Below are 19,929 nucleotides of genomic sequence, written 5' to 3'. Positions count from 1 at the left end.
ATGAGCATGTATCAACCGAGTGCGAAGGCTGCACAAATCATCGAGGCCCTCGAAGGCTTCGTTCGCGACCAGGTTCGCCCGCTGGAGCAGCAGGCGCAGCTCGACTGGGCGCGGCCGCATCCGCAGGCGGTGCTGCGAGAGGTCTGGAAGCGCTCCAGCGAGCAGGGGCTGTATGGCGTGATGCTGCCTGAAGCGATGGGCGGCGCGGGGCTGAATGTAGCCGACCTGTGCGCGGTCAAGGAGGCGGCGGTGCTGACCGGCTCGATGCTGGCCCCCCATGTCCTGGGCGAGCTGTCGGGGCCGCCGCGGGCCGGCCATTTGTTCAAGGTGGCCAGCGCGGCGCAGGTCGAGCAGTTTCTGCTGCCCGTGTGCCGGGCCGAGAAAGCCGTGTGTTTTGCTCTGACCGAGGCCGAGGCCGGCTCCGATGCGACCGCCATTCGTACCCAGGCGCGGCGGGAGGGCGAGCATTACGTGCTCAGCGGCCGCAAGCGCTTCATTTCCGGTGCGACTTACGCCGACCTTGCCGTGTTGCTGGCGGTCACCGGTCCAGGGCAGGGCGCCCAAGGCATCTCGGCGTTCTTCGTCGACCTCAAGGCACCGGGGGTGAGGGTGGAGAGCGACTATGCCGTGATGTCCGGCGGCGGCGCCCACGGCGACATCGTGCTGGAGGACGTACGGGTCCCGGCCAGCAGCCTGATCGGCGAAGAGGGCCAGGGCTTCAAGCTGGCCATGGGCCGTATCACTCTCAACCGCCTGCTGCATTGCCCGACCTTGCTGGGCCTGGCCGGCCTGGCCCTGAAGCTGTCGATCGAGCATGCCCGCAGCCGCAAGCAATTCGGCCAGCCGATCGCCATGTTCCAGGCGGTCAACCACATGATCGCCGACATGGCCACCGAGCTGCACGCAGCGCGCAGCATGGTCTACGCCACCGCACAGTTGAACGATGCCGGCGGCGATATCCGCACCCAGGCGCCGATGTGCAAGCTGTTCGTCTCAGAAGCGGCGTTCCGCATCGCTGACAAGGCCGTGCAGGTGCATGGAGGCTCTGGCCTGCTGCAGGGCAGCCCGGTGGAGTGGATATTCCGCGCCACGCGGATGATGCGCATCCTCACCGGCACCAGTGAAATTCAGCGCAACACCATCGCCAAGGGCGTACTGATGCCCAGCTGATGCTGCGGCCGCCTGCCAGGCGGCCTTTTTTGCCCCCGCACAACAATAACAAGAGTACTTGCCATGACTGCGGATAACGCCCTGCCCAAACCTCGTACTGCCTGGCTGATCGCCGTGTTGCTGGCCTTGCTGATGTTGATCAACTTTCTCGACAAGGTGGTGATCGGCCTGGTGGCGGTGCCGATGAGCGCCGAGCTGGGGCTGTCGGCCACCGAATTCGGCCTGATCGGCGGCGCCTTGCACTGGTTTTTCGCCGTGTCCGCCGTGGTCGGTGGCTTCATGGCCAATCGTAGGCCGACCCGAACCTTGCTGTTGGGCATGGGCCTGTTCTGGGCGGTGATCCAGCTGCCCATGCTGTTCGCCACCTCGCTGTGGGCCATCGTCGCCTGCCGGGTGCTGCTGGGCATCGGTGAAGGCCCAGCCTCACCGGTGGCGACCCATGCCCTGTACAAGTGGTTTCCCAACGATCGGCGCAACCTGCCGGTGGCCCTGCTGCATGCCGGCAGCGCCATGGGCTTGCTGGTGGCTGGGGCGATGATTCCCTGGGTCAGCCTGCACTATGGTTGGCGCAGCAACTTCATCATCCTCGCCGTGGTCGGCCTGGCGTGGTGCCTGCTGTGGTGGCGGCTGGGCCAGGAAGGCACCCTTGAACGCCTGCGCGCCAGCCAGCTGAAGGGCGACCAGGCGCGCGTCGGCTACCGCAAGCTGCTCAGCGACCCCAGCGTAGTCGGCAACTACCTGTGTCATTTTGCCGCCAACTGGTCACTGGCACTGACCTTGACCTGGGTGCCGAGCTACCTGCAGGTGGGCTTGGGCATCGACCCGCTGCAGACCGGGCGAATCTTCGTCATGTTCGTGGTGGTGACTACGCCGCTGAGCCTGCTGCTGGCGTGGTTGTCGCAGCGCCTGATGCGCGCCGGCATGCCGTCGCGACTGGCCCGTGGGGTGTTCGTCTCCCTGTGCCTGGTGCTGGCCGGGTTGCTGTCGGCGTCGTTGATCCTGCCAGGGCTGAGCACTGCCGTGCGCATCGCGGCGCTGACCTTCAGCGGCGGCCTGGCGCTGGTGATGTACTCGGTGGGGCCGGCCATGCTGGCTGAGTTCACCCCGGCCTCGCAGCGCGGCGGGGTGCTGGCGATCGGTAACGGTATCGCCTCGTTGGCCGGGTTGGCGGCACCGGTGGTGACCGGGGTGCTGGTACAAGGCGCAGGCGCCGCGCATCCATCGGGCTACGCCCAGGGCTTTCTGGTTTGCGGGATAGTGCTGGTGGTGGCGGGCGTGGCCGGGTTGGTGACCTTGAATCCGCAGCGTACCGCGTTGCGGCTGCGCGAGGCGAAGCCGCAGCCGAGCGTTGCGGCGGTGTCTCAAACCGCCAACTGAACACCCAAGGCGGATTCCAGCGGCTGCTCGTCACGGCCGATCAGCTCGCCACGCCAGTGCCCGCTGTTGACCAGCTCGATCAGCAAGCCACGCACCAGGTCGCGCAGGCACCCGGCAGCGAACGACAGCGGCTTGTGCCGCGAGTGGGCCAGGGCGATGGTGCGGTTGATGCGCGGCTCGACGATGCGCCGCGCGGCGGTGGGTTCGAGCAGCACGCTGAGCGGCGGCCAGTTGCTGATGGTGGCGGCCAGCCCGGAGCGCACCAGGCTGGCGATGCCCGGCGCTGACTGCTGCTCGTAGGTGGCGGCCAAGGGCACGCCAGCTTCCATCGCCGCCTGTTCGATGCGCCGGCGCAGGTGCAGCCCACGCGGCGGCAGCACCAGGCGGGTAGCTGCGGCCTCAGCCAGGGTGATGGTGTCCGCGGCCCCGGGCGTCGATGGGCCGACCCAGTACAGCGCTTCGGTGAAGATGGCCTCGGCTTCGACGTTGTCCAGCTCCTCGGCATTGGGCACTACGCCGAAGTCCACCTTGCCCAGCTCGATCGCCTGGCCACCCTCACGGCTCAGGCCATCCCATACCGTCAGGCTGACGCCGGGGAAGCGCTGTTCAGCGCGCCTGACGATCTCCGGCAGCAAGAGGTCGGCAGCCGTCGCCGGGATGGAGATGGCGACGTGGCCCTTCGGCGCCCCGCGCGTGGATTTCAGCTCATCCTTGACCGAGTCGAGCTTCTGCACGACCTGCCGTGCCACTTCGTACAACTGGCGCCCAGCTGCGGTCAGGGCGATGCCGTCGTGCTGACGATCGAGCAGCTGCATCTCCAGTTCGCTCTCCAGCAGGCCGATCTGTCGGCTCAGCGCCGGCTGGGCGATGTAGGCCCGGCGCGAGGCGGAACTGAAGCTGCCGGCTTCGACGATGGCGATCAGGTAACGCAGCTGTTTCAAGGTCATCGGAGCGGTTCCAAGGCTATGCCGAACTGATATGGCACGTATCCGAACACGTTATTTGTGGGGTTCGAAGCGTGGCTCCTAGTATCACCCGGAAAGGGCAGGCCAAGGCAAGCCTGCCCGGCCAGGTGTGTATAACAACAAGAGGCCACCCTGATGAAACGTGCATGTGCGTTATCCAATCTGCTGCTACTCGTTGCCAGCCTGTTGCAAGCCAACGCAGGCGCCGCGCCGCTACCCGCGCAACTCACCCCGCTGGGTGCCGAGCGTAGTGCCAGCGCTGACGGGCGCATCCCTGCCTGGACGGGTGGCCTGCAAGCGCGGCAGGTGGCATTGGCAGTCAACGGCACCCCGCTGGACCCCTACGCCGCCGAGCAGCCGCTGTATACCATTACCGCAGCCAACGCCCAACGTTACCGCGAGCAGCTCAGCGCCGGGCAGCTGGCCTTGCTGGCGCGCTATCCGAAGTCCTTCAGCCTGCCGGTGTACCCGTCGCACCGCAGTGTCGCGGTGCCGCCGCAAGTGGCCGCGTGGGCCCGGCACAACGCGAGCAGCGCGCGCCTGGTCAACGCTGGCAATGGCGTGCAAGGCTTCGCCGGCGTGGTGGCCTTCCCGCAACCGGGCAACGGCCTGCAAGTGCTGTGGAACCACCTGACACGGCCGCGCAACGCCAGCTACAGCCTGGCCTCGGACAGCGTCACGCCACGCGGCGACGGGCGTTTTGCCACCACCAGCGCGCAGCAGGTGTTCGCCCGTCCCGATGGCCTGGCCGACGCCCAGCCCGGCAAAGTGCTGTATTACTGGAGCTACCGGATGACGGCGCCATCGCGCCTGGCCGGCGATGCGGTAGTGCTGCACGAAACCCTCGACCAGGTTGCCCAGCCGCGCTTGTCGTGGCTCTACAGCAGCAGCCAACGGCGCGTACGCCGCGCCCCGGCGCTGGCCTATGACAGCATCACGCCGGGCACCGCCGGGCTGCGCACCGCCGACAGCCGCGACATGTTCAGCGGCGCCCCGGACCTGTACACCTGGAAACTGCTCGGCAAGAGGACCCTGCACGTGCCGTACAACAGCTATCGCCTGGCCTCGCCGCAACTCGGCTACGCCGCGCTGGTCGGGCCTGGCCATGTCAAGGCGCAACCTACGCGCTATGAGTTGCATCGGGTCTGGGAAATAGAGGGCACGTTGAAGCCAGGCGCCGAGCACGTGTATGCCAGCCGGCGCTATTACCTCGACGAAGACAGCTGGGCCATCGTCGAGGCCGACTTCTTCGACCGCAGCGGCCAGCTGTGGCGCACTGCCCAGGCGCACAGCTACTACCACGTCACCGGGCAGGCGTTGGTCAATGCCATGGAAGTGATCTACGACCTGCGCAGCGGGCGCTACCAGCTGTCCGGGCTGACCAACGAGCAGCCCAGGCCGTTTGCCTTCGATGTGCGCACCAGCGCTTCGTACTTTTCCCCCGGCGCCTTGCGTAGCCAGGGGTTGCGCTGAGCCTGAGACGCCGCGCGGCCATGCCTGCGCGGCGACACTGCCGGTCAAGGGGTGACGATGTTGAAGCGCCCGTCCGGCTCGTCCAGCCCGGCCATGAAGCGTAGAAACTTGCCACGCTCCCCGTTGACCTCGATGGCCCCGCCCGCGACTTCCTTGGCGAAGCCGGTCTGCTTGAGTGCGATGCGGTCAAGGGTGGCCTTGCTCATACGCACCTGCACGTCCGCTTGTCCATGCAGGTTCAGATCGCGGTGGGTGAGTACGCCGTTACGCAAGGTCAGGGCGTAATCTTCATTCAGATCGGTGAAACGCCAGTTGATCGTCAGGTCCTGCTCGGCCGCCTTGGCGGCATCGACCCGCACGCCCAGGTAGTCAAAGAACAGCGCCGGGGTCAGTGCGCGCACCAGGTCATCGGCGCTGCCGCCTTTGCTGGCGGTGCTCGCCACGCCGCCACGGAGCTCCTGTGCGCCGCTCAAGTAGGCGTTGCGCCAGGTTGCGTTCTCGCTCTGATAGCCCAACTGCTCGAGGGCATCGGCCTGCAGCTGGCGGGCGGCGCCGTTGTCAGGTTCGGCGAAGACCAGGTGCCGGGTGAGTTCGGCGACCCAGCGGTAGTCGCCTTGCGCATAAGCCTCGCGCCCCTGGCGCAGGACGTGCTCGGCGCCACCCATGGCCTTGACATAGCGCTGGCCGGCCTGGGTAGGCGTTAGCGGGTTGAGCGTGGCCGGGTTGCCGTCGTAGAACCCCATGTAGCGTTGGTACACCGCGCGCACGTTATGGCTGAGTGAGCCGTAGTAATCGCGGCTGTACCATTTGCTGGCCAGGCGGGGCGGCAGGCTGGTCAATTCGGCTGCGATCTCGGTCGCGGTCAGGCCTCGGTTGATCAGGCGCAGGGTCTGGCTGTCGATGAAGGCGTACATGTCGCGTTGATCGGCCAGGTACTCGCGAATCGCCGGGGCGCCCCAGGTCGGCCAATGGTGCTGGGCGAAGACCACTTCGGCGCGCTCGCCATAGCGCAGCAGCGATTGGTCCAGGTAATGCGCCCAGACCTTGGCGTCGCGCACTTGCGCACCGCGCAGGGTCAGCACGTTGTGCTGCACGTGGGAGGCGTTCTCGGCCATGCACAGCGCCTTGTGCGCCGGGAACCACAGGTTCATCTCGGCCGGTGCTTCGGTGCCGGGCGTGAGCTGGAATTCGATTTCCACGCCGTCGATGTGCACGGTTTCGAAGGGTTTGTCGATCAGCCGGGTCGGGGCGATCAGGCTCACCGTGGCATTGGCCGGCACGCCCTTGCCCAAGCCCGCATCCACTTGACCGCGCGGCCCGCGTGGCAGCGGCGCGCCATACATGTATTGCGCCCGGCGCTTCATGGCCGGGCCTGCCAGCACGTTTTCGCTGATGGCGTGCTCGAAGAAGCCCTGCGGTGCGATCACCTGCACCTTGCCGGCCTTGACCTCGGCCTCGTCGATGACGCCACGCACCCCGCCGAAGTGATCCACGTGGGGATGGGTGTAGATCACCGCCACCACCGGGCGCTGCGGGCGGTGACGAAAATACAGGGCCAGGCCGGCTTTGGCGGTTTCCACCGACAGCAGCGGGTCGATCACGATCAGGCCATGCTCGCCCTCGATCAGGGTCATGTTGGCAAGGTCCAGGCCGCGTACCTGGTAAATGCCCTCGGTGACCTGGAACAAGCCGGCGATGGTGTTCAGCTGCGCCAGCCGCCACAGGCTCGGGTTGACCGTGGCCGGTGCCTCGCCGTTGAGGAATGCGTAGCGCTGCAAGTCCCAGACCGTCTTGCCGTCGGCACTGAGCACTGGCTGCTCGACGCTTTCGAGCAGGCCGCGGCGAGCGTTGTCGAAGTCGCCGCGCTCGTCGAAAGGCAGGCGTTGCAGCCATTGCTGGTTGCTTTGGCGGGTCGATTCGCTGGCGTCGTTGGCGGGCGCCTGAGCCAGCGCGGCGAGGGGCAGGGCGAGGGCCAGCAAGGTAGGCAGGGGAGAAAAGCGCATGGAATGTTCCTTGTTGTTCTGAGGCCGATCACTCTAAGGACAGCACCAGCCTGGCAACCAATACCACTGTTGCATGAGCCGCCATACCCGAATGCGATGGCTCAGCCGGGGTGAATGTCCATGATCCGTGCCACCAGCCAGGCCAGCGCCGGGTCGTGCTGGCGGTGTGCCAGGTACACCAGTTCGAGATCGAACGGCGCTAGAGCGAAAGGCAGCTCGAACAGCTGTAACGGTAGCAGCCGGGCGAAATGCCGAGCCAGCGCGGTGGGCAGCACCACGCACAGGTCGGAAGTAGCCGCCAAGTGCGCCGCCTGCAGGTAGTTGGGGGTGGTATAGACGATGCGTCGCGCCAGGCCCTGCTCGGCCAGCCATTGGTCGACCATGCCACGGGTCTGGCCGCCATGCACCCACAGGTGGCGCAGCGTCAGGAAGCTGTGCAGGTCGAGCTGGCCGCAGATCTGCGGGTGGCCTTGGCGCACCGCCACCTGCAGGGTCTCGCTGCGCCAGTGGCGGCGCTCGTAGCGCGCCGGTACTTCGTCGAAGCGCCCCAGCACCAGGTCCAGTTCGCCCCGGTCGAGGGCCTCGGCCGGCAAGTTGGGCGCCAGGTGCACCACGTCCACCCGCAGGTGTGGGGCCTGGCTTTGCAGGGTAGCCAGCAGCTTGGGCATGCACAGCTGCTCGGCGAAGTCGGTCAGGGCGATGCGCAATTGCCGGTGGCTGAGGCCGGGGTCGAAGCTGTCGCCTGCGCCCAGGGTTTGTTCGATTTGCTGCAGGGCCGCGCGGATTGGGCCTTCGAGCGCCAAGGCCCGAGGCGTGGGGCGCATTCGCCGACCGACCCGCACCAGCAGCGGATCATCGAGCAGGTCACGCAGGCGCGCCAGGGCGTTGCTCACGGTGGGCTGCGTCAGGGCCAGGCGCTCGGCGGCGCGCGAGACGTTCTGCTCGCGCAGCAGCATGTCCAGGACCCGCAACAGGTTCAGATCGAAGGTCGCTATATTCATGTTGGAAATACATGGAATGGAAAATGAAAATTTCAAAAATACTAGGCGCCTGACTAGGGTGAGGGCAATCCTTCGTACAGCGAATCAGGAGTGTCATGCGTGAGTAATTCCTACGACGTGCAGCAGACGGCGGTGATTGGCGCCGGCACCATGGGGCGCGGCATCGTCATCAGCCTGGCCCAGGCCGGGCTGGCGGTACGCTGGCTGGACAACGACGCCAATGCCACTGCGGCAGGGCTTGAGATGCTCGCGCAGCACTGGGCGCAGCAAGTCGCCAAGGGCCGCCTCGACCAGACCCAGGCCGACGCTTGCCTGGCGCGCGTACAGCCGGCGAGCGCCTATGCCGAACTGGCCGAGGTCGATCTGGTGATCGAAGCCGTCTACGAGAACCTTGCCCTCAAGCAGGAGATCTTCCGCACCTTGGACAGCACGCTGAACGCTGGGGCGATCCTGGCCAGCAACACTTCGGCGCTGGATATCGACGCAATCGCTGGGGTCACCGGACGCCCGGCGCAGGTGCTGGGGCTGCATTTCTTCAGCCCGGCCCATGTGATGAAACTGCTGGAGATCGTGCGCGGGCGCGACACTGCGCCCGCCGTGCTCGAGGCCGCCCAGGCGCTGGGCCGGCGCATGGGCAAGGAAGTGGTGGTGGCCGGCAATTGCCCTGGCTTCATCGGCAACCGCATGCTCGCCACGTACGTCGCCGAGGCGCGCAAGTTGCTGCTCGAAGGTGCCACCGCGCAGCAAGTGGATCAGGCCTTGCAAGCCTTTGGCTTTGCCATGGGGCCGTTTCGCATGTACGACGTGGTCGGCATCGACCTTGAGTGGCGTGCGCGGCAGTTGGCCGGGCAGGGCATGGAGGCAGCGCTGGTGCAGGTCGATAACGCCCTGTGCGCCCAGGGCCGTTTCGGGCAGAAAGTCGGCGTTGGCTATTATCGCTACGCGCCTGGCAGCCGTGAGGCCCAGCACGATCCTGAAGTCGATGCGATGGTGATCCAGATCGCCCAGGACCTGGGCGTGCGTCGCCGCGTCATCGATGCTGAAGAAATCCGCGAGCGCTGCCTGCTCGCGCTGGTCAACGAAGGGGCGAAGATCCTCGAGGAGGGGATCGCCGACTGCAGCGAGGATATCGACCGCGTGTACCGCTTTGGCTACGGTTTCCCGGCAGAGGTTGGCGGGCCGATGCGCTGGGCTGACACGCAGGGCCTCGGCGCGCTGCTGGCGCGTCTTGAACGCCTGCAGGGTTTGTTCGGCGAGCATTGGCGGGCGGCTGGGCTATTGCTGCGTTTGGCCAGCGAAGGTAAGTCCTTGGCCGACGTTCGCGGAGGCCGTCCATGAGCTACCGAGCCCCTTTGCGTGACATGCAGTTCGTCCTGCATGAGGTATTCGACGCCAGCGCCCACTGTGCGCGCCTGGGCAACGGCCTGGACCGGGAAACCATCGACGGCATCCTCGACCAGGGTGCACGGTTTGCCGCCGAAGTGGTCGCGCCGCTCAACCGCGCGGGTGATGAACAAGGCTGTCGCCTGGAGCACGGCCAGGTAATCACCCCTGATGGTTTTCGCTATGCCTATCGACAGTACGTGGCGCAAGGCTGGGGCGGCATGACCGGCCCGCTCGACTACGATGGCCAAGGTCTACCGCAGCTGGTGTCGGCGTGTTTCCACGAAATGCTGATGAGCGCCTCACTGTCGTTTCGCATCTATTCGGGCTTGACCGAGGGCGCGGTGCTGGCCTTGCACCGTCACGGCAGCGCTGCGCTCAAGGCCGATTACCTGGCGCCGCTGGTCAGCGGCGAGTGGGCCGGCACCATGTGCCTGACCGAGCCGCAAGCCGGTACCGACCTGGCCCTGCTGCGCACCCGCGCCGAAGCCCAGGGTGATGGCAGCTACCGTATCAGCGGCAGCAAGATTTTCATCAGCGGTGGCGACCAGGACCTCACCGACAACATCATCCACCTGGTGCTGGCGCGGCTTGCCGATGCACCGCCAGGGGTGCGCGGCATCAGCCTGTTCCTGGTACCGAAATTCGAACGCACCGCCGATGGCCACCTGGGCGCACGCAATGCGCTGAGCTGCGGCGCCCTGGAGCACAAGATGGGCATCAAGGGCGCCGCCACGTGCGTGATGAACTTCGACGGTGCCCGTGGCTGGTTGCTGGGCGAGGCCAACCAAGGGCTGGCGTGCATGTTCACGATGATGAACGATGCACGCTTTCAGGTCGGTCTGCAGGGCCTAGGCATTTCCGAGGCGGCGTTCCAGGGTGCGCTGGCCTACGCCCGTGAGCGTTTGCAATCGCGCAGCCTGGCCGGGGCGGTCGCACCGCAGCACAGCGCCGACCCGATCATCAGCCACCCCGACGTGCGGCGCATGCTGCTGACCCAGAAAACCCTCACCGAAGGCTGCCGCCTGCTTGCTGCCTATACCGGGCAGGCGCTGGACCTGGAGCATGGGGCCGCCGAGCCTGAGGTGCAGGCGGCTGCCGGGCGCCGTGCGGCGTTGTTGATTCCGATCGTCAAGGCGTTCCTCACCGATGTCGGGCAAGAGGTCGCCAGCCTCGGCGTGCAGGTGTACGGCGGGCATGGCTACATCCGCGAATGGGGCATGGAGCAGCTGATGCGCGACAGCCGCATTACCCAGCTGTATGAAGGCACCAACGGTATCCAGGCGCTGGACCTGATCCGCCGCAAGCTCCTGGCCGACAACGGCGAACAATTGCGCATGCTGATCGATGAGCAGCTCGAGGCCGCTCAGGGCTGTCGCGTCGAGGCCCTGGCGGGCATGACGGCGGCGGTGATCCAGCGCTTGCACGAGTGGCGCAGCCTCAGCGCCGAAGTGCTCGACGCCTGCCGCTGCGATCCCCAGGAGATCGGCGCGGTGTCGGTCGATTTTCTCGCCTATAGCGGCTACGTGCTGCTTGGCGGGCTGTGGTTGCGCGCTGCCGAGCGGGCCAGTGCGGCGATGGCCGCCGGCAGCGATGAGCAGGCGTTCTATCAGGCCAAGGTACAGGCAGCCGACTTCTACTGGCGGCGCATCCTGCCGCGCGCGGGCGCCCATTGCGAGGCGCTGCGCGGCGGTGCCGACTGCCTGATGAACCTGGAACCTGCGCATTTCGCCTTTTGAGCTTCGCTGCGTCAATCACAAGAACAACAGGACTCGAACCATGCAGCCATTCAGTTTCGCCACAACGCCTCACCTGCTCTGCGAACCCGGTGCCGCCGGTCGTCTGGCAACACTGTGCCAGCAGCGCGGCGTGCGCCGCGTGCTGATCGTCACCGACCCTGGCATCGTCAACCTCGGCATGCTCGACGACTTGCTGCCGGGCTTCACCCAGGCGCACTTGAGCGCAGCGGTGTTCAGCGAAGTTTCTGCCGACCCCAGCCATGCCTGCGTGCTGTCAGCGGTCAGCCGCGCCCGGCACATCGGCGCCGAGCTGATCGTCGGTTTCGGCGGCGGCAGTTCCATGGACGTCGCCAAGCTGGTCGCGCTGCTGGCGCACCCGCAGTGCGAGCAGACCCTCGAAGCGGTATACGGCATCGACCAGGCCAGGGGCCAGCGCTTGCCGTTGATTCAGGTGCCGACAACGGCGGGCACGGGTTCGGAGGTGACGCCGGTGGCGGTGATCACCACCGGCGAGGCGGCCAAGATGGCGGTGATTTCGCCGTTGCTGCTGCCCGACCTGGCGCTGCTCGATGCCGAACGCACGCTAGGGCTGCCGCCGGCAATCACTGCGGCCACCGGGATCGATGCCATGGTGCATGCGATCGAGGCCACCACCAGCAAATTCAAGCGCAACCCCCTGTCGAGCCTGTTGGCCCGCGAAGCCCTGGCGCTGCTGGCCGGCAACCTCGAGCAGGCGGTGCACAACGGCGGCAACCTCGAAGCGCGTCAGGCCATGCTGCTGGGGGCGTGCCTGGCCGGGCAGGCGTTCGCCAACGCGCCGGTCGCCGCCGTGCATGCCCTGGCCTATCCGCTGGGCGGGCGCTTCCACGTCCCGCATGGGTTGGCCAATGCCTTGATGCTGGCGCATGTGGCGCAGTTCAACCGTAGCGAGGCGTTCGCCGACTATGCCGCGCTGGCACCGGCGTTGCTGGGCCGGCGGCTGGTGCCGGGCGATGCCCACGACCTGTGCAGCCAGTTCATCGCCGAACTTGCGCAGCTACCAGTGCGCTGCGGCCTGCCGACCCGCTTGCGCGATGTTGGCGTACCGCGTCAGAGCCTGCAACTGCTGGCTGAAGAGGCCATGCAGCAACAGCGTCTGCTGGTCAACAACCCGCGCGAGGTCAGCTTCGCCGATGCCCTGGCCCTGTACCAGGCGGCGTTTTGAGCATGGCCAGGGAGCGCCCGCTGCGCGGCGCCTACCGTCACTTTCAGCCGATCACCACGCGCTGGCATGACAACGATCTGTATGGGCATGTGAACAACGTGGTCTATTACGGTTACTTCGACAGCGCCGTGAACACGTGGCTGATCGAGCAGGCCGGGCTGGATATCCACCACGACCCGGTGGTGGCGTATGTGGCAGGTTCGGCGTGCGATTACTTCGCCGCCGTGGCGTTCCCCCAGCGCTTGGAGGTGGGCATCGCCGTGACGCGCCTGGGCAACAGTTCGGTGCACTATGCCCTGGCCGTGTTCGCCGAGGGTGAAGCGGCTGCTTGCGCCGCAGGACGCTTCAGCCATGTATTCGTCGATCGCAGCAGCAATCGCCCGGTCGCCATCCCCGCCAAGCTGCGTGACGCCTTGCATCAGCTGCTCAGGTGAACGGTCGTGCCGGTCCATAACGAACCGGCATGGCAGTGATCCGAAGACGCTATTTGTGGGCGCCGTCGTACCTCCCCGATACTTTCCTGCACACCAGTTCCGGCCGTCATCGCTGGGGCTGGCAGGCTCAAGCCGGTCTTTCACTCTCGATTAAAACAACAAGAGGTTCAGAGTGAGCGCAATCATTCTCACCTGTCGGCGCACTGCGCCGCTGGCGGTACTCTGCTGCCTGTTCGCCAAGCCTGCCGCCTGCGTGCAGTTCGATGTCGGGCCGCTGCAGGGGCGCTTCGATTCAGCACTGTCGTTGGGCACTGCCATCAGCACGGCCAATCCCGATCACAAGCTCGCGCGTGCTGCCAACAGCAATGACGGGCGCCGCAACTACCGCGCCGGGGATGTGTTTTCTGCCGTGTTCAAGGGCACCCACGACCTGGAGCTACGCCACGGCAACTTCGGTTTGTTCGTGCGCGGCAGCTATTGGTACGACACCGCTCAACGCGACCACAGCCAGCGCGCCGTAGCGATCGACGATCGCAACCGGCAGGTTTCGGCCAAGACCGCAGCGGTCGAGCTACTCGATGCGTTCGCCTATGCGCTGTATGACATCGATGGCGAACCGGGCTCGCTGCGGGTGGGCAACCAGGTGGTGAACTGGGGCGAGAGCCTGTTCATCCAGGGCGGCCTGAACGTGGTCAACCCGTTCAACCAGGCCGCGCTGCGCCGTCCGGGCGCCGAGGTCAAGGACGCGCTGGCGCCGGTCAACCTGCTGTACGTCACGCAGAACCTCACCCAGGCGGTTTCGCTGGATGCCTTCTACCAGCTGGACTGGGAGCAGACGCGCCTGGATAACTGCGCCACGTTCTTTTCCGGTAACGACTTCATGCCTGAAGGCTGCCGCGGCCTGGATGTGGGCGGGCAATCGCTCACCGATCCCGCCGTGGGCCGGATACTGGCGCCCTTCGACGTCACCCTGACCGAGGAGGGCGTGCGCGTGCCCCGGGGCGCCGACCAGGATGCCCGGGATGGTGGCCAATGGGGCGTGTCGTTGCACTGGTTCGTCGAGCCACTGGACACCGAGTTCGGGCTATTCGCCGCCAACTATCACAGCCGCTCGCCGTACCTGGGGACGGTCAGCAGCCGTTACTTCTCCTACACCGGCTTTGCCAGGGGACTGTGCGCCAGTGCCGGCGTCGGCGCTTCGGCGTGCGCCGGGTTTCTCGCCTCCAGCAGCGGCCAGGCGCTGGCTGGCGCCCTGCGCATGGGCACCTCGCAGTACCGGGCTCAGTACCCGGAAGATATCCGCCTGTACGGCCTGACGTTCGCCACCACGATGCGCAGCGGAACCGCCATTCAGGGCGAACTGAGCTACCGCCCGAACATGCCGGTTCAACTCAATGGCAACGATGTGCTGCAGTCGCTGCTCAACGCTCCCGGGCGCAGTCCCTTGAATGCCGATGGTCTGCGCCCAGCGACGGACAACACCCTGTTCGATGGTTACCGGCGCAAGGAAGTGACCCAGGCCCAGGTATCGGCCATGCAGGCCTTCAGCCAAGTGCTCGGTGCCAACCAGCTGCTGTTGCTGGGGGAGGTTGGGGCCACCTATGTGGGCGGCCTGGAGGGCCGCTTCGGGCCGCGCTATGGGCGCTCGGGTGCTTATGGCAATGGCGAGCTGGCCGATAACAGCCTGTGCCTGAGCATCTCCAAGAGCCCAGAGGACTGCAACGGCGAGGGCTTTGTCACGCCGTTCTCCTGGGGTTACCGCCTGCGCGCGACGTTGAGCTACCCAAGTTTGATCCAGGGTGTGGACATTCGTCCCAACCTGGCTTGGTCGCATGACGTCAAAGGCTACTCACCGGCCGATGGTTCGGCATTCAACGAAGGGTCGCGCTCGATCAGCATCGGTGTCGACCTGAGCCTGGCCAGCAAGTACTGGGCGAGCCTGGCCTACACGGATTTTCTCGACGGCGACTACGGCACGCGGGGCGATCGTGACTACATCGCGGTGAGCGTCGGCGCCAATTTCTAGAACAACCAGGAGCACATCATGCGTAAGCCCAACTGTCCCGCATCCTCTGCCCACCTGCCAGGCCTCGAACTGGCAGTGGCCAGCGCCCTGGCGCCGGGTTTGGTAATCGGCGCCGTCCCCCAGGCGGCGGTGATGCAGGGGTTTCCGCCAGCCCCCGAGCTGCGGGTCACCCCGTTGAACGCGTTTCAGCCACCGTACCTGCGCTGGTCGATGCGCCACGCCCGCGAGGTATCGCCGACCCGGGGCATTGGCAGGGCGGCGGCGCCATTGGCGATGCTCGATGGGCAACCCCGCGCGCTTGATCGTCTGACCGTGAAGGTGGCCGATCAGACCCTGAGCGTGGCCGATTACCTGGAGCAGACCAGTACCGACGGCCTGATCGTGCTGCACCGTGGGCAGGTGGTCTACGAGCGTTACTTCGATGGTTTTCAACCCGGCCAGCCGCACATCTGGGCCTCGATGACCAAGTCGGTGACCGGCCTGATTGCCGCGCAGTTGATCGCCGAAGGCGCCCTGAATCCGGCCAGCAAGCTGGCGAAGTATGTACCGGAACTGAGCGCCACGCCGTTTGGCGAGGCCAGCGTGCAAGCGAACCTGGACATGCAGGTGGCGGTGCAGTATCCGCCACAGATGCCACCAGACCTGGGGCTATTCGCAGCCACCGGGCTGATCCCGCGCGGCGAGGGCATGCCCGGCGATATCTACAGCTTCTTGCTGCATACCCAACCAGCGGGCGATCCGAGCGAACCGGCGCCGTTTTTCTATCAGAACGGCTCGGCCGAAGCGCTGGCCTGGGCGCTACGGCGCATCACCGGGCAGAACTGGGCCAGCTTGGTCGAGCAACGGTTGTGGTCGCGCTTCGCCGAGCACGATGCCTACGTGCAGGTCGATCCGCTGGGCACCGAGATGGCCAGCGGCGGCATCAGTTGCAACCTGCGCGACACGGCGCGCTTTGCCGAGCTGATACGCCGCGAGCTGTCGCGCCAGGTGCCAGGCGACAGCTTCAACCAGGCCGTGCACAGCACCTTCGAACCTGGCGATGCCACCGTGTTTGCCAACGGTAATTTGGGGCCTGGCCGGCCAGGCTATGCCTACCGTAATTACTGGTACCAGAAAAACGATGGCGACGGCTCGATCGAAGCCAGCGGCCGCTTTGGCCAGAAGATCTACATCAACCCGCGGCGTGAAGTGGTGATCGTCAAGCTTTCGGCCAGCGCCGACCAGACGCGCCGGGCGACCCGAGCGGACGGTGAGGCGAAAACCACGGCGCGCATGATTGATTCGCCGGCAGCGTTCAATGGCGTGGTCAGTGCAGTGTTGGCGGCATTGCCAATTTGAGCGTGCCGGCGGCGGGCACCGTATTCGTAGTCAAGTCGATGCCCTCGAAAAGCTAAACTTCCCTTGCAAATGCGCAAGACGCGCAGGAACAGGGAGTTGCAATGAACAGCGTGACAGGACAGCAAGGGCCGACGGATCTCAATGAACTGCGCAAGGAAGCGAGAAAGATCCAGCGCCAGGCGTCGACGACCTTGAAAAAGATGGAAGCGATCGAAGCCCAGTACCGACAGGATGTCGCTGCACTCAAGTATGAGCTGAGCAAGGAGGTCATTGCCGAGGCCAATGCGCCGATCAATCGGGCGACCAGTGCCTTCACCATCGTCCTGACCATCGTCGCCCTGTTTGGCGCGGCCTTGGCCTGGATCACCCTGAGTAATCTGCAGTCCACGCTCAAATCGATGATGGCGGATCGGATCGAGAGTTACTTGTCCTTGAGCGACGAAGGCTCGGTGGCCAGCCAGACACTGGATGCCTATCGCACCCGTGCGCTGCTCAACGCCTACATGATCCAGCTGGTGAAGGAGCGGTCGCAGAACCAACGCATGACGGTCATTAACTTCAAACCCGCTGATCGCAAGCGGCTGTTGGCCATCGTGCAGTCCAAGACGTCAACGCGTGAAGACTTCTTCGATGCCCTGCGCCTGTTGGCAGCCGCGGATGGCGAGTGGGGGCTGATCGGCGATGGCGAAGGCCTGGGCCGGGAATTGCTGAGCGCATTCAACGACCCTGACTTCGACGCCAACCGCAAGCTCGATATTCTTCAGGTTCTGCAACGCGACCGCAGCTTGATGGGCATCGAATTATCAATCCTGGGTAACGAATCAGCGCCCGAGGAGTACCGCTATCAGTCGTATTTGAACCTCAAGGGTTACTCGAAGGAAAACAAGGCGGGCAAGGCGGCATTGGACTATGCAGTTGAGCTTCTGCGTACCCCGAGTGCTGGTTATAAAGTCAGCGATGCCTTGGAACACCTCTCCTACGTCGATCCTTCCAATGACAGCTTGGCGAGCTTCGACGCAAAGATATCCACCATGGCGCGCGAACAGCGGCTAGATTACCGCTTGGCGCGCGTCAAAGGATTGCTGCGGTTGCTGCCGCACCCTCAGGCGATGCCCCTGTTGGAGCACAAGGCAGATGATCTACCCGATCAGCGGCGAGTGCGCCAGCAGATTGCAACGCTGTTCTCGTTCCTGCTCGCGGACGGGCTCGCCATGGATGTCGACGATGGGTTTGCAGGGAGCGCTCGTCTGGGCGTGAGCTATGCCACGGTTTCAGGTGCAAGGCATTGGAGCCCGTTCCCGCTCTACAGCCTGTTGGAAGATCCGGCGCTCGTTCAAACGATTTTCGCCACGCAGGCGGTAGCGGGACTTGAGCCTTTCATTCGCTTCTTTACCACCTTCGACCGGAGCCAGGTAGTGACAGCGCCCAAGTTCAGCGTGCCAGCGGCGAATTTCGCTGAGCAGACCGTCGGTGGGCCTGAGACGGTGATTGGCCGCATCGAACGCACCGACGGCGACCACTTCCAGCTGATCTGGCGCGACGCGCTGGGTGATGAGCAAGCCAGCAAGCTCGAGAGCCTGGAGCACATCACTGTCCAGGTGCAGGTCGACAAGGATTACCTGTCCTACCGCGACGCATCCTTGAAGGATTGGATTTTCTGATCTCAACCCTCGAGCTTGCGAATCAAGCCACCGAACTGCTGCGCCGGCTCTACATAACGCAGGGCTGACTTCATGTCGCTCCAACCGACGTAATCCATGAGGGTCTTGATGTCCCAACCGGAGCTGGCGGCCCAGGTAGCAAAGCCGCGTCGGATGGAGTGGGCGCTGTAAAGATGCGCGGGTAGCCCGCAACGGGCCAAGGTGTCCCGCAGCAGCGGTATCAGGCTGTGGGCGGCCAGGGGCCGATCGCTGATATTGCCCCAGCGATCGATGCCTCTGAACACACTGCCGCGCGTGAGGCCCGCCACTTCGATCCAGTTCAAATAGGCCTCGACCGGGCACAGTGTGCTCAATGATGGGGTGCGGTACTCGCGGCCGACGTTCTGCCGGTCGCCTTTGCTCGAACCGAGGTAGAAACGAATACCGACATAACGTTCGGCATGGGTGTTCTCCACCGTCAGCCGCGACAGCTCATCGCCGCGAAAGCCTCGCCAGAAGCCGATGGTCAGCAGGGCGATATCGCGGGTGGCCTTGAGTACGGCTGCCATGTTGCCTTCGCCGCGCGCTTGAGCGACTTCCAGTTCCAGATGCGCCACGGCTTTCTCGAGCTGCAGCAGCGGCAGCGGGGCGGCTTGCTTCTGCTGGACGGGGTGCACCGCGCGGATGCCCTTGAGCAACTGCCTGACCTTCGGCGCCTTGGTCGGGTCCGGAAAGCCGTTGCTTTGGTGCCAGTTGGCGAGCGCAGCCAGGCGCTGCTTCAAGGTGCTGAGCGCCAGTTGGTCAGCGTACTCGGCCAGGTAGCGCACTACCGATTCGGTGGTGGTCGGCAGGAACCCGCCCCAAGTGACCTCGAAGTGCGCGAGCGCGGCGGCGTAGCTTTTGGAGGTGTTCTGCCGAACGCTTGCCTCCAGGTACCGATCAGCTTTGTTGATGCGCTCGCTCACCGAAAATCCTCATTCGCCCTGTTGGTGGTCTGCCTACGCCGGTTGTACCGCGTACGCGCATTTTAAGAGCGAATTACCTTCTGGCAAGCTATAAACCTCGATTATGTCTTTCCAGAAAATGCGACATATAACTGAAAATTTCGTGCTATCATTTCACGTAATTACATACAACGTAGCACAGTACGAAATCGTAGGAGTCAAGATGGCTAGAGGTGGTGTAAACCTGGCTTTGGTGCGCAAGGCGCAACAAGCGCTGCTCGCCAGGGGACAGAACCCGAGCATTGATGCAGTCCGTATCGAGTTAGGCAATACCGGCTCAAAGACGACTATTCAGCGTTATTTGAAGGAGATCGCTGATCATGATCCTCGGCCGATCGCTTCACCGTCGCGTTTGAGCGATGAGTTGACGGAGCTGGTTGGCAAGCTTTTGCAGCGTCTTATGGAGGAGGGGAACCAGGCTTTGCTGTCTGAACGCGAGGCCTTCAGCCGAGAGCGTGAAGCGCTTGCACACGAGCTTGGTACGCTTCACGAGCAGCTGGATGGGGCGGCGAAGGAACGCAGCAAGCTGGAGTCGGCGCTGCAAACCCAGGATGAAGCCCTTAAAACTGCCCAGTCTACTTTGCAGAGCGAAATCACCCGCAACGCACGCATCAGTCAGAGCTGCAGCGATCTGGAAGTTCGTGTGCAGGAAAAGGACGGTCAGATCCACTCTCTTGAGCAAAAGCACGCCCATGCCCGAGAAGCACTGGAGCACTACCGAGCCTCGGTCAAGGAGCAGCGCGAGCAAGACCTGAGCCGACATGAAGCGCAGCTGTACCAGATGCAGCAGGAAGTCACGATGCTGCAGCAGACGCTCATGGTCAAACAGGAAGAAATCACGCGGCTGATCAGGGACAACGAGCGCTTTCTCTCGGAAAACCGCCAGCAGGCCAAGGAGGTGTCGCATCAGCGCGAAGCGTTGCAACGCATGCAGGGCGATTTGGGTGTCGCGCATGCCGCGACGGCACGCGCCGAGGGCGCCAAGGAGTTGTTGGTGCAGCAGCTGCAAGCCAAGGCTGAAGAAGCTGCGACAGCCCGGACCGATGTCGCCGCCGCCATATCGCGTGAGCAACAACTGGCTGAAAAGCTCTTGGCTGCCGAGGCCGAGCTGAAGACACTGCGTGCCGCGACGGCGTAGTCCTTGACGCACGTTTTATGAAACTTGCCTGATA

The 19,929-nt window shown here is 64.8% G+C and carries 15 protein-coding genes; 11 read left to right on the top strand and 4 right to left on the bottom strand.

Annotated features, from left to right (window positions below; genetic code table 11):
* Positions 1–6 precede the first annotated feature (6 nt).
* Together ACLEJW_RS12795 and ACLEJW_RS12790 are read left to right on the top strand one after the other, a co-directional pair.
* The gene (locus tag ACLEJW_RS12795; protein WP_440777670.1) at positions 7–1,170 is read left to right on the top strand and encodes an acyl-CoA dehydrogenase family protein; all 1,164 of its coding nucleotides are present in this window, start codon (positions 7–9) and stop codon (positions 1,168–1,170) included.
* A gap of 63 nt (positions 1,171–1,233) precedes the next feature.
* Positions 1,234–2,547, top strand: coding sequence for an MFS transporter (locus ACLEJW_RS12790; RefSeq protein WP_145192718.1), 1,314 nt, complete (start codon positions 1,234–1,236; stop codon positions 2,545–2,547).
* Here ACLEJW_RS12790 and ACLEJW_RS12785 read toward each other — a convergent pair.
* Entirely contained in the window at positions 2,532–3,494 is a 963-nt protein-coding gene (locus ACLEJW_RS12785; protein ID WP_145192716.1) for a LysR family transcriptional regulator, read from the bottom strand. The two genes, ACLEJW_RS12790 and ACLEJW_RS12785, sit on opposite strands and share 16 nt — an antisense overlap.
* A 153-nt stretch (positions 3,495–3,647) precedes the next feature.
* Here ACLEJW_RS12785 and ACLEJW_RS12780 point away from each other — a divergent pair, with 153 nt between their 5' ends.
* Positions 3,648–4,985: a DUF1329 domain-containing protein gene (locus ACLEJW_RS12780; protein WP_440777669.1), complete on the top strand. Its 1,338-nt coding sequence runs from the start codon at positions 3,648–3,650 to the stop codon at positions 4,983–4,985.
* 44 nt (positions 4,986–5,029) lie between these two features.
* Here ACLEJW_RS12780 and ACLEJW_RS12775 read toward each other — a convergent pair whose 3' ends face one another.
* Positions 5,030–6,988 carry an alkyl/aryl-sulfatase gene (locus ACLEJW_RS12775; RefSeq protein ID WP_145192712.1) on the bottom strand — a complete coding sequence of 653 codons (1,959 nt, stop codon included), beginning with the start codon at positions 6,986–6,988 and terminating at the stop codon, positions 5,030–5,032.
* A 101-nt stretch (positions 6,989–7,089) separates the two neighbouring features.
* A complete protein-coding gene (locus tag ACLEJW_RS12770; RefSeq protein ID WP_145192710.1) occupies positions 7,090–7,989 on the bottom strand; it encodes a LysR family transcriptional regulator in 900 nt (299 codons plus the stop codon).
* A gap of 99 nt (positions 7,990–8,088) precedes the next feature.
* Here ACLEJW_RS12770 and ACLEJW_RS12765 point away from each other — a divergent pair, with 99 nt between their 5' ends.
* The 7 genes from ACLEJW_RS12765 (at position 8,089) to ACLEJW_RS12735 (ending at position 17,774) form a co-directional block, all read left to right on the top strand.
* Positions 8,089–9,327, top strand: a complete 1,239-nt coding sequence (locus ACLEJW_RS12765; RefSeq protein WP_440777668.1) for a 3-hydroxyacyl-CoA dehydrogenase NAD-binding domain-containing protein — start codon at positions 8,089–8,091, stop codon at positions 9,325–9,327.
* Positions 9,324–11,111 carry an acyl-CoA dehydrogenase C-terminal domain-containing protein gene (locus ACLEJW_RS12760; protein ID WP_440777667.1) on the top strand — a complete coding sequence of 596 codons (1,788 nt, stop codon included), beginning with the start codon at positions 9,324–9,326 and terminating at the stop codon, positions 11,109–11,111. The genes ACLEJW_RS12765 and ACLEJW_RS12760 overlap by 4 nt, the downstream gene beginning before the upstream one ends.
* Before the next feature lie 40 nt (positions 11,112–11,151).
* Complete coding sequence (locus ACLEJW_RS12755) at positions 11,152–12,315, top strand: iron-containing alcohol dehydrogenase (protein WP_440777666.1); 1,164 nt, start codon at positions 11,152–11,154, stop codon at positions 12,313–12,315.
* Between the two features lie 2 nt (positions 12,316–12,317).
* Positions 12,318–12,749: an acyl-CoA thioesterase gene (locus tag ACLEJW_RS12750; protein WP_313294796.1), complete on the top strand. Its 432-nt coding sequence runs from the start codon at positions 12,318–12,320 to the stop codon at positions 12,747–12,749.
* 172 nt (positions 12,750–12,921) lie between these two features.
* Positions 12,922–14,775: a DUF1302 domain-containing protein gene (locus ACLEJW_RS12745; RefSeq protein ID WP_440777665.1), complete on the top strand. Its 1,854-nt coding sequence runs from the start codon at positions 12,922–12,924 to the stop codon at positions 14,773–14,775.
* Between the two features lie 18 nt (positions 14,776–14,793).
* The gene (locus ACLEJW_RS12740) at positions 14,794–16,113 is read left to right on the top strand and encodes a serine hydrolase domain-containing protein (RefSeq protein WP_440777664.1); all 1,320 of its coding nucleotides are present in this window, start codon (positions 14,794–14,796) and stop codon (positions 16,111–16,113) included.
* A 101-nt stretch (positions 16,114–16,214) separates the two neighbouring features.
* Positions 16,215–17,774, top strand: coding sequence for a hypothetical protein (locus tag ACLEJW_RS12735; protein ID WP_440777663.1), 1,560 nt, complete (start codon positions 16,215–16,217; stop codon positions 17,772–17,774).
* 2 nt (positions 17,775–17,776) lie between these two features.
* Here the strand turns inward: ACLEJW_RS12735 and ACLEJW_RS12730 are convergent, their stop codons facing one another.
* Entirely contained in the window at positions 17,777–18,718 is a 942-nt protein-coding gene (locus ACLEJW_RS12730) for a tyrosine-type recombinase/integrase (protein WP_440777662.1), read from the bottom strand.
* A gap of 202 nt (positions 18,719–18,920) precedes the next feature.
* On the opposite strand from ACLEJW_RS12730, the gene ACLEJW_RS12725 reads away from it, so the two are divergent.
* Positions 18,921–19,895 (top strand): DNA-binding protein, encoded by a 975-nt coding sequence (locus tag ACLEJW_RS12725; RefSeq protein WP_313294791.1) that lies wholly within the window; start codon positions 18,921–18,923, stop codon positions 19,893–19,895.
* The last annotated feature ends 34 nt before the right edge of the window (positions 19,896–19,929 follow it).

Origin of the sequence: Pseudomonas sp. SMSB3, assembly GCF_052041965.1 — a bacterium.
Lineage (GTDB): Bacteria > Pseudomonadota > Gammaproteobacteria > Pseudomonadales > Pseudomonadaceae > Aquipseudomonas.
This window is presented reverse-complemented; position numbering and strand designations above follow the sequence as displayed.

Bases quoted from the DNA above. Each gene is read 5' to 3' on its own strand.
- ACLEJW_RS12795 (WP_440777670.1), top strand. From the start codon at position 7: ATGTATCAACCGAGTGCGAAGGCTGCACAAATCATCGAGGCCCTCGAA.
- ACLEJW_RS12790 (WP_145192718.1), top strand. From the start codon at position 1,234: ATGACTGCGGATAACGCCCTGCCCAAACCTCGTACTGCCTGGCTGATC.
- ACLEJW_RS12785 (WP_145192716.1), bottom strand. From the start codon at position 3,494: ATGACCTTGAAACAGCTGCGTTACCTGATCGCCATCGTCGAAGCCGGC.
- ACLEJW_RS12780 (WP_440777669.1), top strand. From the start codon at position 3,648: ATGAAACGTGCATGTGCGTTATCCAATCTGCTGCTACTCGTTGCCAGC.
- ACLEJW_RS12775 (WP_145192712.1), bottom strand. From the start codon at position 6,988: ATGCGCTTTTCTCCCCTGCCTACCTTGCTGGCCCTCGCCCTGCCCCTC.
- ACLEJW_RS12770 (WP_145192710.1), bottom strand. From the start codon at position 7,989: ATGAATATAGCGACCTTCGATCTGAACCTGTTGCGGGTCCTGGACATG.
- ACLEJW_RS12760 (WP_440777667.1), top strand. From the start codon at position 9,324: ATGAGCTACCGAGCCCCTTTGCGTGACATGCAGTTCGTCCTGCATGAG.
- ACLEJW_RS12755 (WP_440777666.1), top strand. From the start codon at position 11,152: ATGCAGCCATTCAGTTTCGCCACAACGCCTCACCTGCTCTGCGAACCC.
- ACLEJW_RS12750 (WP_313294796.1), top strand. From the start codon at position 12,318: ATGGCCAGGGAGCGCCCGCTGCGCGGCGCCTACCGTCACTTTCAGCCG.
- ACLEJW_RS12740 (WP_440777664.1), top strand. From the start codon at position 14,794: ATGCGTAAGCCCAACTGTCCCGCATCCTCTGCCCACCTGCCAGGCCTC.
- ACLEJW_RS12735 (WP_440777663.1), top strand. From the start codon at position 16,215: ATGAACAGCGTGACAGGACAGCAAGGGCCGACGGATCTCAATGAACTG.
- ACLEJW_RS12725 (WP_313294791.1), top strand. From the start codon at position 18,921: ATGGCTAGAGGTGGTGTAAACCTGGCTTTGGTGCGCAAGGCGCAACAA.